The sequence below is a fragment of the Polaromonas sp. Polasp52 genome (assembly GCF_059491565.1).
In genome coordinates, this window is record NZ_CP168513.1 from 2,177,833 (window position 1) to 2,192,550 (window position 14,718).

The following is a 14,718-nucleotide window of genomic DNA, read 5'->3' on the forward strand; positions in this document are numbered from 1 at the left end:
CTGGTGGCGCCCACCGGCGGGCTCAGGCTTTTTTCACCTTGGCGGCCCTGCCGCTCAGAAACTCCTTGACGCGGTCCTTGGCCTCGGGCGCGCTTTGCGCCACCGCCGCCATCAGGGCCTCGGTGAAGAATCCCTGGTCGGCCGGCTGCTCGGCGATGCGCGGCAAGGCATGCATCAGGGCGTAGTTGGTCAGCGGCGCGTTTTTCGCGACCTGGCCGGCGAGCTCCAGCGCCTTGTCGAAGGCCTGGCCCTGCGGCACCAGGTATTGCGCCAGGCCTATGCGTTCGCCTTCCTGGGCGTTGTAGACACGGCCGGTCAGCATCATGTCCGTCATGCGGGCCGTGCCTATCAGGCGCGGGATGCGCACCGCGCCGCCGCCGCCGACAAAAATGCCGCGCGAGCCTTCGGGCAGGGCGTAAAAAGCGCTTTCATCGGCGACCCGGATGTGGCAGGCGCTCGCCAGCTCCAGGCCGCCGCCGACCACCGCGCCGTGCAGCGCGGCGATCACGGGCACGGGCCCGTACTGCAGGCGGTCCAGCGCGGCGTGCCACATGCGCGAATGGTGCAGGCCCTGGCTGGCGTCGCGCTCCTGCAGCTCGCTGAGGTCCAGGCCGGCGCAGAAGTGGTCGCCCTCTCCATGGATCACGGCGGCCCTGGCGGCGGACGGCAGGTTTTCAAACAGGTCGCGCAGCGCCAGTACCAGGGCATCGCCCAGGGCATTGCGTTTGGCGGGGCGCGCCAGGCGAATCACGGCAATGTCGCCGCGCATTTCGAGAATCAGGTGTTTTTGGGTCATAGGAATCTTTTCAGTGAGGCCAATTATGATTATGAATCATAACTATTACAACGAGACCGGGCGGCTTTTTGGGCAGTGAAAACCCTAGGAGCCGAAAAAGGCGAGGTGGATCGCGGCGGCGCACAAAGAAGCGCGCGGGCGACTGCGGCGCCCGGCTGGCGCAGCCCGGTTCAGGCTGGCTTTATGACGGTTCGAATCAGCAAAGGCTCAGATATTGAGCCATTTGAGCAGCTCGCGCATGCGCGGCTCGGACGTGGTGTCGAACTGCTCCACCCCTATGCGCTTGAGCACGTCCTTGCCGGCGTCGCTGGCGGGCAAGGCCAGCAGCTCCTCCTGGATGGCCTTGAGCTGCTCGGGCTTGATGCGCTTGTGCGCCACCATCGGAAAGTAGGGCTGGGGCACGCTCTTGTGAATGATGCGGCCGCCGTCCTTTTCCCACTTTTTGGCGATGCCTGAATAGGAAGCCACGCCGCCCACGTCGGCGAACTTGTTGTCCAGGTAGAAGCCGACCGCAGCCTGCTCGCGCACGAACTGCACGTTTTCCTTGCCCACCAGGATGCCCTTGTCGCGCAGTTCCGCGGCGCAAAAACGCGACATGTAGGCGATCTGCTCGGGCAGGGCGATGCGCTTGCCCTTGACGTCATCGATGGTCTTCAGCTCGGAACCCTTGGGCGCGATGATGAAGCATTGCCCGTCGGGTTTGGTGCTGGCAATGTAGCTGTAGCCGTAGTCGCGCATGCCGCGCGCCGGGTAATCGCTGGGGCGGGCCATCACCAGGTCGAAGCGGCCGGTCTGCATGCCTTCTTCCAGCTGCTTGAATTCGCGCGCGAACACCACGCTGACCTTGGCTTTCATGGCTTTGCCGATCACCTCGGCCAGGCCCTGGTATTTGGCGATCACCTGGGCATGATCCAGGCCGCCCGAGGTGCCTTCGCTGATGCCCAGCACCAGCTGCTGGGCCGGGGCCTGCGCGTGTGCGGCGCCGGGCCCGAGCAGGCCGGCTGCCGATATGAATGCCAATGCCATCAAATCGCGCAACATAAGTTACTCCTTATACAGAGTCCGCATGCTAAAGGCGGCCCTTGGGACTGGCTAGCTGTGATTACCCTTAAAAGCGCGCCCCGGCAGACAGGCGGCAAGCGCTTGCGGCCGGTCGGCGATGACACAATGCGGCGCATGAAATACCTGCCCCCTTCCCTGGCCGCCACCCTGCTCCTGGCCCTGTCCGCCTGTGCTTCGGCGCCGCGAGCCAGCCAGGACCCGCTGTCGATTGCCCGCGCGCCGGTAGCGGCCGCCATCAACGACTACCAACGCTGCGCCGACCAGGCCCTGCTGCCGCTGAAAACCGATATGGCCCAGTCCGTCTTTGCGCTCGCCGATACCGCCCTGGCCGCCTGCGAGCCCGGCCTGGAGCAGGTGCGGCGCAGCATCCTGGCCGACAACGCGGGCCACCCCTATGTAGCCGCCTTCGCGGAAGAAGCCAGCGCCAACATCCGCATGCGTACCCGCAACATGCTGGCGCACAGCCTGAACCGCGCGCGGGAAACGCAGCCGGCGAACTAACGCAGGCTCTTCACATAACGCGGCGCGTTCGGGTCGCGGTGCTTGCGTTCGCGATGGCCCTCTTCGCCAAAGATCGCGCCGAAAGTCGATTCGATGAAACCCGATTCCGGGTAAACCTCTTCCTCGGTGTCTATGGAGCGCGCGCTCTGGCGGTCCGGCTGGGGCGGCGGGGCCGGCACGGGCGCGCTGCGCTCCTTCACGGCCTCCGACACCATCTGCACCAGCGGCAGGCGCGGCTTGGGATCCGGCACGGCCATGATCTCCTCCAGCCTGTCGGCCCAGACGGCCAGGTCGGGATGGCCGTCCTCCGCCGCCCTCTCGCGCGCAAAACGCGCGATCTCGGCCGCGTACTCGAGGTTGCCGGCCATCCACTCGGTGTCGGTTACCCGGCCGGTCTTGCGGCGCAGCAGCACGTGCAGGTGGGCGGCGATGGCGATTTTCTCGTTGGAAGGCATGGCGTGGTGTCCTTCAAAGGGTGAGATGCCGGCAACTCAGGTGCCCAGGCGTTCGGCGTGCTGGGTGATGTCCAGGCCGTCGCTTTCCGAGGCTTCGCTGACGCGCAGGCTGACCAGCAGCGAGGTGATCCACAAGGCCAGCGCCGTCATGAACAGGCTGTACAGCATGACGGCACCCGCGCCTATGGCCTGCGTGAGCACATCGCCTTGCGCGCCGGAAATGGCCTTGCTGGCGAACACGCCCGTGAGCAGCGAGCCCACGATGCCGCCCACCCCGTGCACGCCGAACACGTCCAGCGAGTCGTCGGCATCGAGCAGGCGCTTCAGGCCCGTGGCGCCCCAGTAGCATGCCAGCCCGGCGGCCACGCCGAACACCAGCGCCGCGCGCGGCGAGACAAAACCGGCGGCCGGCGTGATCGCGACCAGGCCGGCCACCAGGCCCGAGCACAGGCCCAGCAGCGAGGGCCGCCCGCGCACCGCCCACTCGGCGGCCATCCACGACAGAGCGCCGGCCGCGGCCGCGATGTGGGTGACCGCCATGGCCAGGCCGGCCCGGCCGTCGGAGGCCACGGCGGAGCCAGCGTTGAAGCCGAACCAGCCGACCCACAGCATGCCGGCGCCGGCCATGGTCAGGCCCAGGTTGAAGGGGGTGAAGGGCTCGCGGCCGTAGCCGCGGCGCGGGCCGAGCACATAGGCGCAGACCAGCCCGGCGATACCGGCATTGATGTGCACCACCGAGCCGCCGGCGAAATCCAGCGCGCCCATGCGGGCCAGCCAGCCGTTGGGCTCCCATACCCAGTGGGCGATGGGCGCATAGACGATGACCGTCCACAGCGACATGAAAATCAGCATCGCCGAAAAACGCATCCGCTCGACGAAAGAACCGACCACCAGCGCCGCCGTGATGATGGCAAACGTCAGCTGGAACATCGCATAGACCGATTCCGGGATGTTGGGCGCGACGTGGCTGACCGCGACCTTTTGCGCGTCCTTCACATAATCCAGCCCGGTGAACCAGAAGCGCTCGGTACCGCCCAGGTAATGGCCCCAGGCACCGCTGCCGGGCGTGAACGCGATGGAGTATCCCAAGGCGAACCACAGGAGACTGACGACGGCGCAGATGGCGACGACGCAGGCCATGACATTGAGCACGCTTTTCTTGCGCACCATGCCGCCGTAAAAAAGGGCGATGCCCGGGAGCGTCATGAGCAGCACCAGGGCGGTGGAGGTCATCATCCAGGCGGTGTCGGCGCCGTTGAGTGTCTCAGCCCCCACCAGGCCCGGCTGGGTCAGGGGCGCGGGAGGCGGCGGCGCGGATGCGGCCGCCGCGGGCGCCGGCGCCACGGGCGCGGGGCCGCCGGCGGCGGCGCGGGAATCACGGGAATCGCAGGAGTCGCGGCGGTCGCTGCGGCCTGGGCGGCGGCACTGGCCGCGGCCGCCGCGGAAGCGGAGGCCGGTGCGGCAGGCGCCTGCGCCATGGCCTGCTGGCAGGCTATGCCGACCCAGATCGTCAAGCCCCACGCCACAAAGCTCTTCAGGTACATACATGCCCGCCTTTCTTGCATCCAGCCAACAATCCGTAACATTTAAAGGCCGAAGGCATAACTCGTGCCAGTGCCTGGCTGCGGGGTTTTTAGGCAATTTTGAGTACAAATGCGTGCACAAGGTGCATGCGGGTGCCATGGTGTGGCACGCCGCGGCACGGACTGCGGGCATGCCGCGGGGTTTCGGGGGCGGGAAACCCCCAATGCACTATGCCAGTGCACGGGCTACATTGGATGACTTGCTGACGAGCCTCGCTGCTCGCAACGCGAGGAGCCGAGGAGACACGAGAGAGCCATTAGAAGTACACAAGCAACAGGGCATTCCAAAAGATGCCTTGTCGCAAAAAGCGCTGGTAACCCCAGCGCTTTTTTTATGCCTGTCGTTTTCGGCAGGCTTGCGGGTGCGGTACTCAGTCGGGGTTGATGCCGGCCGCGGCCATGGGCGGGGGCAGCTTGCTGAGCGCCTCCGCAATGGCCGCCGCCTTGGCCTTGGCGGCCGCTGCCGCGGCGGCGGTGGTCGGCCCGGGGGCGCCGCCGCCTGCCGACAGCAGGCCGGCCATCTCGGAGGCCTGGCGCGGTTTGCCGATGGGCGCGGCGGCCAGGCCTTTTTGCACCGCGATCATGTCTTCCTCGCTCGGGTACTGGCCCAGCAGCACGTAGTCAAACACCCGGCGCGCGATGGGCGCGGCCACGCCGGCGCCCCAGCCGGCGTTTTCCACAATCACGGCCAGCGCGATCTTGGGGTCCTCGGCCGGCGCGAAAGCCATGTACACCGCGTGGTCGCGCTGGTGCTCCTCCATCTTGGCGCTGTTGTACTTGTCCTTCTGGCCTATGGTCACGGCCTGGGCCGTGCCGGTCTTGCCACCCGAGAGATAACCCGCGCCGGCAAACACCCGCGCCGAGGTGCCCTCCTGCGTGACGCCCACCAGGGCCTTGCGCACGATGGCCACGTTCTCCGGCTTGTAGCCCAGGTCCTGCGGCGGGTCGGCCGGCAGCGGGTGCATCACGCGCGTGACCGGGTCCTGCGTGCCTATGACCAGGCGCGGCCTGTGCTTGATGCCGCCGTTGGCCAGCGCCGCCGTGGCCTGCGCCAGCTGCAGCATGGTGAAGGTGTTGTAGCCCTGGCCGATGCCCAGGGAAATCGTTTCGCCGGGATACCACTTCTGCTGCTCGGGCCGCTTGTAGGCCTTGCGCTTCCATTCCTGGCTGGGCAGCACGCCGCGCACCTCGCCGTTGATGTCGATGCCGGTGAGCTGGCCGAAGCCCAGCGGCTTCATGAAGTCGTGCATGGCGTCGACGCCCATCTCATTGGCCAGCGAGTAGTAATACACATTGCTGGACTTGACGATGGAGCGGTACATGTCGACCGCACCCAGCGCGATGTCGCCGTGGCTGCGGAACACGTGGCCGCCGAAGCTCCAGGAGGCGTTGTCATTGACGATGAAAGTCGGCGAGCGCTTGCCGGTCTGCAGCGCGGCCATGGCCATGAAAGGCTTGTAGGTCGAGCCCGGCGGGTAGGTGCCGCGCAGCGCGCGGTTGAGCAGCGGCTTGTCGATGGACTCATTGAGCGCCTGCCAGCTTTCGCTGTCGATGCCGTCGACAAAAAGATTGGGGTCGAAGGTCGGCTTGCTGACAAAGGCCAGCACGTCGCCGGTTTTAGGGTCCAGCGCCACCAGCGCGCCGCGCCGCTCGCCGAACATGTCTTCCACCAGCTTTTGCAGGCGGATGTCCAGCGACAGCATCACCGTGTTGCCGGGCGTGGCCGGGTTGCTGGCCAGCTTGCGCACCGCGCGCCCACCGGCCGAGGTCTCCACCTGCTCCACGCCGGTGGTGCCGTGCAGCTGCTGCTCGAAGCTTTGCTCGACGCCGAGCTTGCCGATGTAGTCGGTGCCGCGGTAGTTGCCCTCGTCGTCGCTGCCTTCGATGCTTTCCTTTTCGGCCTGGTTGATGCGGCCTATATAGCCCACCACGTGGCTGCCCAGCTCGCCGTAGGGGTAGCTGCGAAACAGCCGGGCCTTGATGTCGACGCCCGGAAAACGAAAGCGCTGCGCCGCGAAGCGCGCCACTTCCTCGTCGGTCAGGCGCGTGCGTATGGGCAGCGACTCGAAATTCTTGGACTCCTCGCGCAGGCGCTTGAAACGCCGCTTGTCGCGCAGCTGGATGTCGACCACCTTTTCCAGCGCGGCAATCGTTTCCTCGAGGTTCTCGACCTTGGACGGTGTGATCTCCAGCGTATAGGCCGAATAGTTGGTCGCCAGCACGATGCCGTTGCGGTCCAGGATCAGGCCCCGGTTCGGCACTATGGGCACGATGGCCGTGCGGTTGCTTTCGGCCTGCTCGTTCAGGTCGGCATGGCGGTACACCTGCAAATACACCAGCCGCGCCGCCAGCAGGGCAAACGCGCACAGCACCACAAAACTCGCCACCAGCACCCGCGCGCGAAAGCGCGACAGGTCGGCTTCAACGTTGCGCAATTCAGTCATGGTGGTGCGACTCTACTGCCGCCATAAAGTGCCCGCAAGGCGCGCCATTTCCCCCACGAAAGAAGAGGCGATGCGAAGCGAGCCGTTCAAGGCCAGCATGAGCCGCGGAACTGGCTTTGCCAGGCCGCAGGCGGGCGGCCCCCGAGGGGCTGGAGCCCGCGGCTCCAAGCCTGCCTGCGCAGGCTTGGACGGGCGACAGAGGCGAAGCGTCTCGCGAGCCGCGGCCTGCAAGGCCTCGGGAGCACACGAAGTGAGCGACCGTGGGGGCCATATCTACAGCGGCCGGTTTTGGTCAGGATCGGGCGCGCGCCGCTGCGGCACCAGCAGCAGCACGCTCACGACGGGCCATAGCAAAGCCTCGATCAGGGGCGCCAGCAGCATGATCCAGCCGGGGAAGATGCCGCCGCCTATCATGCGGATCACGAGTTCCACGCCATGCGCCACGGCAAACAGCGGCAACACCTGCAGGGCCTGCGAGGGTACGGTGAACCAGAGCAGGCGGCGATGGATCATGGTGGCGAAAAAGCTCAGCGCCGTGTACGACAGCGCGTGCTGGCCCAGCAGCGAGGACTGGTGCACGTCCATGCCCAGGCCGAACATGAAGGCCACGCCTATGCCCACGCGCAGCGGCTGGTGCACGTTCCAGAACACCAGCACCAGCGCGAGGAAGTCGGGCATCCAGGGCACGCGTCCCAGGGGCAGCATGTCCAGCAGCAGCGCCGCGATGAGGCTGCACCAGATGAAGACCGGGTTGGCGGGCAGCAGCAGCTGCTGGCCTGATCGCATGATCATTTGGCCGCCCCTTTCTCTTTCTTCCTGGGCGCGGCCTCGGCCGCGTCGGCCTCGGGCCGCGGCGGGATCAGGCCGGTGCCGGGCTTGACCACCATGACGTGCCGCGCCCCCGTCACCAGGGCCTGGGGCGTGCAGTAAATCTTGGCGAAGGCCGACTCGGCGCGCCGCTCGATGCGGCTGATCTTGGCCACCGGCAGCCCGGCCGGGTAGACGCCGTCCACACCGCTGGTGGTCAGCAGGTCGCCCTGCTGCACGTCCGAATTGCTGCCCATGAAGCGCAGCTCCAGCCCGCTGCCGGAAACCGCCGGGTCGCCATAGGCCACGCTGCGCGCGCCGGTGCGCACATTGAGCACGGGAATGGCCAGGTCGCGGTCCACCAGCAGGGTGACCTCGCTGACCAGCGGATGCACGCGCGTGACCTGGCCGAGCACGCCGGACTCATCCAGCACCGGAGAGCCCAGGTCCACGCCCTGCGCCATGCCCTTGTCGATGATCACCTTGCGGGTGTAGGGGTCGGCCGCGTCGTACAGCACCTCGGCGGCCATGACCGGCGTGCTGAGCTGCTCGCGCAGGCCCAGCAGCTTGCGCAGGCGGTTGTTTTCCTGGGTCAGTTGCTCGACCTGACCGGCGCGCATCGACTGCAGCGCCAGCTTGCGGCCGGCTTCCTCGCTGGCCAGTTTGGCCTGGCTCAGGGTGGTGAAATATTCGCCGCCGCCGCGGATGGCGCGCACCGGCTGCAGCGCCAGCCATTGCACCGGGTACAGCGCGGTGGCGAGCACGGCGCGCACCGGCTGGGTGATGCGAAAGCGGGTGTCGGCGACCATCAGGAACAGCGACAAGGCGCTGAAGAACATCAGCTTGGACAGCGCCGACGGCCCCTGCTTGAAAAAGGGCGGCGGGGATCTGTCAAGGGTTCCTAAGGGCATGGTTCGCTGTCAAGCTGGCCCCGCTTCATGCCGGCGCGCGGCACGAGATACGGCGTTGCGCTTATTCCGAGGTGAAGATGGAACCCAGGCGATCCATGCGCTCCAGGGCGATGCCGCAGCCGCGCACCACGCAGGTCAGCGGGTCTTCGGCCACCAGCACCGGCAGGCCGGTTTCCTCGGCCAGCAGGCGGTCCAGGTCGCGCAGCAAGGCGCCGCCGCCGGTCAGCATCATGCCGCGCTCGGCGATGTCGGCGCCCAGCTCGGGCGGGGTCTGCTCCAGCGCGTTCTTCACGGCGCTCACGATGTTGTTGAGCGGATCGGTCAGGGCTTCCAGGATTTCGTTGCTGGAAATCGTGAAGCTGCGCGGCACGCCTTCGGAGAGGTTGCGGCCCTTGACTTCCATTTCCTTGACTTCGGAACCGGGGAAAGCCGAGCCTATGCTCTTCTTGATGGCTTCGGCCGTAGGCTCGCCGATCAGCATGCCGTAGTTGCGGCGGATGTAATTGATGATGGCTTCGTCGAAGCGGTCGCCGCCGACACGCACGCTGCCCTTGTAGACCATGCCGCCCAGCGAGATCACGCCGACCTCGGTGGTGCCGCCGCCGATGTCGACGACCATGGAGCCGCTGGCTTCGGACACCGGCAGGCCCGCGCCTATCGCGGCGGCCATGGGCTCTTCAATCAGGTACACGTCGCTGGCGCCGGCGCCCAGGGCGCTTTCGCGGATCGCGCGGCGCTCGACCTGGGTCGAGCCACAGGGCACGCAGATGATGATGCGCGGGCTGGGCTTGAGCAGGCTGCGCGGGTGCACCATCTTGATGAACTGCTTGAGCATCTGCTCTGTCACGGTGAAGTCGGCGATCACGCCGTCTTTCATCGGACGGATCGCCTCGATGTTGCCGGGGACCTTGCCCAGCATGGCCTTGGCTTCGTGGCCGACGGCCTGGATGGTCTTCTTGCCTTGGGGGCCGCCTTCGTGGCGGATGGCGACGACGGAGGGCTCATCGAGCACAATACCGCGGTCGCGTACAAAAATCAGGGTGTTGGCAGTGCCGAGGTCAATGGCCAGGTCGGTGGAAAAATACCGACGAAATGCTTCAAACATATGCAAGAGTCCAGTTGGGGCATGGGCATACTTCGTTGCGCCATCGCCTTTTTATTGATTAAGCCATTATCGGGAAAGTCGGGCCAGAGGCGTTGGAAACCTTGCTTCAGGCATCTAAAAAGCGCCTAAAGAGTGCATCCGGCCCTGATTTCACACCAAAGGCGGGATAATACCGCATCCCCTGTAGATCAATGGGTCCATGAGGGCCGTTTTTTCAGCTTTACACCTCGTTTCAGGCCCTCGTTTCCGCGCTATTTTCACCTGCCTTTTCCCTCGAATTCCGCTGTATTTTCCTTCATACCTACCCATGGCATTGACACCCCAAGACATCGCCCGCGTCGCCAACCTGGCGCGGCTGGAATTGCGCCCTGACGAGACCGAGCGCACCCTGAGCCAGATCAACGGCTTTTTCGCCCTGGTGGAGCAGATGGAAGCCGTCAACACCGAAGGCGTGGAGCCGCTGGCCCACCCGGCGGCGGTGATCGGCGACGTCGCCCTGCGCCTGCGCGAGGACGTCGCCAGCGAACCCAACCAGCGCGAAGCCAGCCAGGTCAGCGCGCCCGCCGTGGAACGCGGCCTGTTTCTTGTGCCCAAGGTGATCGAATGAGCAGCGCCCTGAACAACACCGCGCTGCACGAGCTGGGGGTCGCGCAGCTGGCCGCCAAACTGGCCGCGCGCGAGGTCTCCAGCGTGGAAGCCACGCAGCATTTCCTGGCCCGCATCCAGCAGGAACAGCTGGGCGCCTTCCTGGCCACCAACGCCGACGTGTCCCTGGCGCAGGCCAAAGCCGCCGACGCGCGGCTGGCCGCCGGCGAGCGCACGCCGCTGCTGGGCGTGCCGCTGGCGCACAAGGACGTGTTCGTCACGCGCGACTTCCCCACCACGGCCGGCTCGAAAATCCTGGAAAACTACCGCAGCCCGTTTGACGCCACGGTGGTCAGCCGGCTCGGCGCGCAAGGCGCCGGCACGGTCACGCTGGGCAAGCTCAACTGCGACGAGTTCGCCATGGGCTCGGGCAACGACAACAGCGCCTACAAGCCCGTGAAAAACCCCTGGGACACCAGCCGCATTCCGGGTGGCTCCTCGGGCGGCTCGGCCGCCGCCGTGGCCGCGCGCCTGGTGCCGGCCGCCACCGGCACCGATACCGGCGGCTCGATACGCCAGCCGGCCTCGCTGACCGGCATCACCGGCATCAAGCCCACCTACGGCCGCTGCTCGCGCTACGGCATGGTGGCCTTCGCCTCCAGCCTGGACCAGGCCGGCCCGATGGCGCGCAGCGCGCTTGACTGCGCACTGCTTCTGTCGGCCATGGCCGGGCCTGACCCGGACCGCGACTCGACCTCGCTGGACCTGCCCGCCGCCGACTATGCGGTCGACCTGCTGGCCGCGCGCCCCGCTTCCGCCGGCGACAAGCCGCTCAAGGGCCTGCGCATAGGCCTGCCCACGCAGTTCTTCGGCGCCGGCTGCGCGCCCGACGTGCTGGCCACCGTGCGCGGCGCGCTGGCCGAGTATGAAAAACTGGGCGCCACGCTGGTGGACGTCAGCCTGCCGCTGACCGAACTGTCGATCCCGGTGTACTACGTCATCGCGCCGGCCGAGGCCAGCAGCAACCTGAGCCGCTTTGACGGCGTGCGTTACGGCCATCGCGCGGCGCAGTACGGCGACCTCAACGACATGTACAAAAAGTCGCGCAGCGAAGGCTTCGGTGACGAGGCCACGCGCCGCATCATGATAGGCACCTATGTGCTCTCGCACGGCTACTACGACGCCTATTACCTCAAGGCGCAAAAAATCCGCCGCCTGATCGCGCAGGACTTCCAGACCGCCTTCACGCAGTGCGACATCATTGCCGGCCCGGTGTCGCCCACCGTCGCCTGGAAGATCGGTGAAAAGTCCGACGACCCGGTGGCCAACTACCTGGCCGACATCTACACCCTGTCGTCCAGCCTGGCCGGCCTGCCCGGCATGAGCGTGCCGGCGGGCTTCGGCGCCGGCGGCATGCCGGTGGGCCTGCAGCTGATCGGCAACTACTTCAAGGAAGCGCAACTGCTGGGCGCGGCCCACCAGTTCCAGCTGGCAACCGACTGGCACACGCGCGCACCAGCAACATCGGCATGACTGACATGAGCAAAGACACGAAATCCCCGCTGGTGCAGGGCTACGAAGTCGTCATCGGCTTTGAGACCCACACGCAGCTCACCACTCAATCGAAAATCTTCAGCCGTGCCTCCACCGCCTTCGGCGCCGAGCCGAACACGCAGGCCAGCGCCGTGGACTTCGCGCTGCCCGGCGCGTTGCCGGTGATGAACAAGGGCGCGGTGCAGCGCGCCATCGAGTTCGGCCTGGCCGTCAACGCGCACATCGCCGAGCGCAGCGTATTCGCGCGCAAGAACTACTTTTACCCCGACCTGCCCAAGGGCTACCAGATCAGCCAGTTTGAAATTCCCGTGGTGCAAGGCGGTAGCGTCGAGTTTTTCCTGGACGGTGAAAAACGCTCGGTGCGCCTGGTGCGCGCCCACCTGGAGGAAGACGCGGGCAAGTCGCTGCACGAAGACTTCATCGGCATGAGCGGCATAGACCTGAACCGCGCGGGCACGCCGCTGCTGGAGATCGTGACCGAGCCGGACATGCGCTCCTCGGCCGAGGCCGTCGCCTATGCCAAGGAACTGCACAAGATCGTCACCTGGATAGGCATCTGCGACGGCAACATGCAGGAAGGCAGCTTCCGCTGCGACGCCAACGTGTCTGTGCGCAAGCCGGGCGAGCCGCTGGGCACGCGCCGTGAAATCAAGAACCTCAACAGCTTTCGCTTCATGCAGCAGGCCATCGACTACGAGGTGCGCTGGCAGATCGGGCAGATCGAAGACGGCCACGCCATCGAGCAGGCCACCGTGCTGTTCGACCCCGACACGGGCGAGACGCGCAGCATGCGCACCAAGGAAGACGCGGCCGACTACCGCTATTTCCCCGACCCCGACCTGCCGCCATTGGTGATCGGTCGCGACTGGGTGGAAAAAACACGCTCGGAAATGTCCGAGCTGCCGCGCGTGATGGCGGCGCGTTTCGTCAAGGACTACGGGCTGCCCGAATACGACGCCGGCCAGCTCACGCAGAGCAAGGCGACGGCCGCGTTTTTTGAGGCGGTGGCCGAGGCCAGCCAGCAAGCCAAGCTGGCCAGCAACTGGGTCATGGGGGAGCTCTCGCGGCGCCTGAACAGCGAAGAAAAACCGATCGAAGACTCCGCCGTCAGCGCCGCACAACTGGCGAGCCTGATCACCCGCATCGCCGACGGCACGATTTCCAACAATGCCGCCAAGCAGGTGTTCGACGCGCTGTGGACCGGCGAGGGTTCGGACGTCGACGCCATCATCGAGGCCCGGGGCCTCAAGCAGATGAGCGATACCGGCGAGCTCGAGAAGATCATCGACGAGGTGCTGGCCGCCAATGCCAGGAATGTGGAAGAGGTCAAAGCCGGCAACGCCAAGGCCATGAACGCCCTGGTCGGCCAGGCCATGAAAGCCACCAAGGGCAAGGCCAACCCGGCGCAGGTCAACGAGCTGCTGAAGAAAAAACTGGCTTAGGAGGCCGCGCCTGGGGACACCGGGCGGCCCGCGCCCGCCCCTTCAGTTTTTGGCGCTGGGGGCCGCCGGGCTTACAGGGCCTTCTCTCAAGGCCCACAGCTGCTTGAGCTTGACCAGCTCTTCGTCAAAGCGCTGGTTGACGCGCTTTTTCTCCTGTTCCTGGTCCTGGACGAACTTTCTCTGCACGGCCGAGCTGGCCTCGTTTTCTTCCACTTTGCGCTTGAGCCCGGGCGGCGCCTTGCCGGGGTCTTTGGCGTAGAACTCGAATTCGGCCTGGATGGCCTTGCGCTGCTCGGCCAGCTCCGCCGTCCGCTTGTTGGAGGCCTTGATGACCTCGTCGACCTGGGCCAGGGCGATGACGCGTTCCTGGTCATGCACCGCGCGGCTGGGATAACGCAGCAGCAGGGCGCGGTCGCGACGCTTGTCCTCGGCCTCGCGCGCGCGCGCCTCGGCGGCGGCCTTGTCCTTTTCTTCCTGCGCCGCGCGTTCCTGCGCGGTCAGCGAAGGCCCCACCTCGCGCTTCACCGTGCCCGAGCGGTTCAGTTCCTTCTGGGTGCGGTCCATGCACTCGGCGATCGGGCGGTCGGCCGTGATCTTGCGGCCTTTGCCGTCCACACAGGTGTAAATGTGCTGGGCCGCGGCCTGACTCGCCGTGAAGGCGGCCGACACCCAGATGACCATAAGCGCTGTTCGCAAGAGCAAATCGACTCCTTAATCCACGCCGTAGCGTTCCCGGTAGGCCAGCACGGCCTGGTAATGCGTCTTCAGAGACAGTGCATCGGGACCGTCGGACCCCGGCGTGTCGCCCTGTGCTGAGAGATATTGCAGCAAGTCCGTCAGGCGCGCAATCGCGCAAACCTGAAGGCCCAGGTGTTTCGTAACATATTGCACGGCACTATGGCTCACATCCACGCCGTTTTCCGTGGCCTTCTCCTGGCGGTCCAGCGCCAGCGCCACCGCGTGGGGAATGGCGCCAGCGGCCTGGATGATGGCGATCGATTCGCGCGCGGCCGTGCCGGCGGACATCACGTCGTCAATGATGAGCACACGGCCCTTGACCGGCGCGCCGACCAGCGTGCCGCCTTCGCCGTGGTCCTTGGCCTCCTTGCGGTTGTAGGCGAAGGGGTAGTTGCGCCCCAGCCGCGCGAGTTCGATGGCCACCGCCGCGGCCAGCGGGATGCCCTTGTAGGCCGGCCCGAAAATCATGTCAAAGGCCAGGCCCGTGCGCTTTTCTTCGGCCAGCAGGTGACGCGCATAGAATTGCGCCAGCCGTCCCAGCTTGGCCCCGTCGTCGAACAGGCCGGCGTTGAAAAAATACGGGCTCATGCGCCCGGCCTTGGTCTTGAATTGCCCGAAGCGCAGCACGCCCGCCTCCACGGCGAACTGCACGAATTCCTGTGCCAGCGCGCCGTCCGCGGGAGTTGCCCCGCCCCTGTTGTCCTGTTGTTGCCCTGCCGTGCTCATTGGAAGTTC

Annotated in this window: 14 protein-coding genes; 4 read left to right on the forward strand and 10 right to left on the reverse strand. The window is 66.3% G+C overall.

The genetic code is table 11. The features are described from left to right. Positions 1-22: 22 nt before the first annotated feature. Both ACEN9P_RS10200 and ACEN9P_RS10205 read right to left on the reverse strand, forming a co-directional pair. Positions 23-796 carry a crotonase/enoyl-CoA hydratase family protein gene (locus ACEN9P_RS10200; protein WP_477664267.1) on the reverse strand — a complete coding sequence of 258 codons (774 nt, stop codon included), beginning with the start codon at positions 794-796 and terminating at the stop codon, positions 23-25. Between the two features lie 207 nt (positions 797-1,003). Next, positions 1,004-1,837: a phosphate/phosphite/phosphonate ABC transporter substrate-binding protein gene (locus ACEN9P_RS10205; protein WP_477664266.1), complete on the reverse strand. Its 834-nt coding sequence runs from the start codon at positions 1,835-1,837 to the stop codon at positions 1,004-1,006. Between the two features lie 135 nt (positions 1,838-1,972). Between ACEN9P_RS10205 and ACEN9P_RS10210 the strand changes: the two genes are divergently transcribed. Next, the gene (locus ACEN9P_RS10210; RefSeq protein ID WP_477664265.1) at positions 1,973-2,359 is read left to right on the forward strand and encodes a hypothetical protein; all 387 of its coding nucleotides are present in this window, start codon (positions 1,973-1,975) and stop codon (positions 2,357-2,359) included. Here the strand turns inward: ACEN9P_RS10210 and ACEN9P_RS10215 are convergent. From ACEN9P_RS10215 to ACEN9P_RS10240, 6 genes are all read right to left on the reverse strand, one after another. Next, the gene (locus ACEN9P_RS10215) at positions 2,356-2,814 is read right to left on the reverse strand and encodes a hypothetical protein (RefSeq protein ID WP_495621876.1); all 459 of its coding nucleotides are present in this window, start codon (positions 2,812-2,814) and stop codon (positions 2,356-2,358) included. The genes ACEN9P_RS10210 and ACEN9P_RS10215 overlap by 4 nt on opposite strands. Before the next feature lie 36 nt (positions 2,815-2,850). Beyond that, the gene (locus tag ACEN9P_RS10220) at positions 2,851-4,362 is read right to left on the reverse strand and encodes an ammonium transporter (protein ID WP_495621877.1); all 1,512 of its coding nucleotides are present in this window, start codon (positions 4,360-4,362) and stop codon (positions 2,851-2,853) included. Between the two features lie 406 nt (positions 4,363-4,768). Next, positions 4,769-6,841 (reverse strand): penicillin-binding protein 2, encoded by a 2,073-nt coding sequence (mrdA, locus tag ACEN9P_RS10225; RefSeq protein WP_495621878.1) that lies wholly within the window; start codon positions 6,839-6,841, stop codon positions 4,769-4,771. Positions 6,842-7,114: 273 nt separating this feature from the next. Continuing rightward, entirely contained in the window at positions 7,115-7,633 is a 519-nt protein-coding gene (gene mreD, locus ACEN9P_RS10230; protein ID WP_074578268.1) for a rod shape-determining protein MreD, read from the reverse strand. Beyond that, complete coding sequence (gene mreC / locus ACEN9P_RS10235; RefSeq protein ID WP_495621879.1) at positions 7,630-8,559, reverse strand: rod shape-determining protein MreC; 930 nt, start codon at positions 8,557-8,559, stop codon at positions 7,630-7,632. The genes mreD and mreC overlap by 4 nt, the downstream gene beginning before the upstream one ends. 61 nt (positions 8,560-8,620) lie before the next feature. Then, complete coding sequence (locus tag ACEN9P_RS10240; RefSeq protein WP_007872262.1) at positions 8,621-9,664, reverse strand: rod shape-determining protein; 1,044 nt, start codon at positions 9,662-9,664, stop codon at positions 8,621-8,623. Between the two features lie 307 nt (positions 9,665-9,971). Between ACEN9P_RS10240 and gatC the strand changes: the two genes are divergently transcribed. The 3 genes from gatC to gatB are packed head-to-tail and all read left to right on the forward strand — an operon-like array spanning position 9,972 to position 13,245. Next, positions 9,972-10,271, forward strand: coding sequence for an Asp-tRNA(Asn)/Glu-tRNA(Gln) amidotransferase subunit GatC (gene gatC, locus ACEN9P_RS10245; protein ID WP_495621880.1), 300 nt, complete (start codon positions 9,972-9,974; stop codon positions 10,269-10,271). Next, positions 10,268-11,782 (forward strand): Asp-tRNA(Asn)/Glu-tRNA(Gln) amidotransferase subunit GatA, encoded by a 1,515-nt coding sequence (gene gatA, locus ACEN9P_RS10250; protein WP_495621881.1) that lies wholly within the window; start codon positions 10,268-10,270, stop codon positions 11,780-11,782. Before gatC ends, gatA begins: the two co-directional genes overlap by 4 nt. 5 nt (positions 11,783-11,787) lie before the next feature. Then, complete coding sequence (gene gatB, locus ACEN9P_RS10255; protein WP_495621882.1) at positions 11,788-13,245, forward strand: Asp-tRNA(Asn)/Glu-tRNA(Gln) amidotransferase subunit GatB; 1,458 nt, start codon at positions 11,788-11,790, stop codon at positions 13,243-13,245. Positions 13,246-13,287: 42 nt separating this feature from the next. Here the strand turns inward: gatB and ACEN9P_RS10260 are convergent, their stop codons facing one another. Together ACEN9P_RS10260 and pyrE are read right to left on the reverse strand one after the other, a co-directional pair. Further along, positions 13,288-13,926, reverse strand: coding sequence for a DUF4124 domain-containing protein (locus ACEN9P_RS10260; RefSeq protein WP_495622160.1), 639 nt, complete (start codon positions 13,924-13,926; stop codon positions 13,288-13,290). 30 nt (positions 13,927-13,956) lie between these two features. Beyond that, a complete protein-coding gene (gene pyrE / locus ACEN9P_RS10265; protein ID WP_495622161.1) occupies positions 13,957-14,709 on the reverse strand; it encodes an orotate phosphoribosyltransferase in 753 nt (250 codons plus the stop codon). Positions 14,710-14,718: the final 9 nt, after the last annotated feature.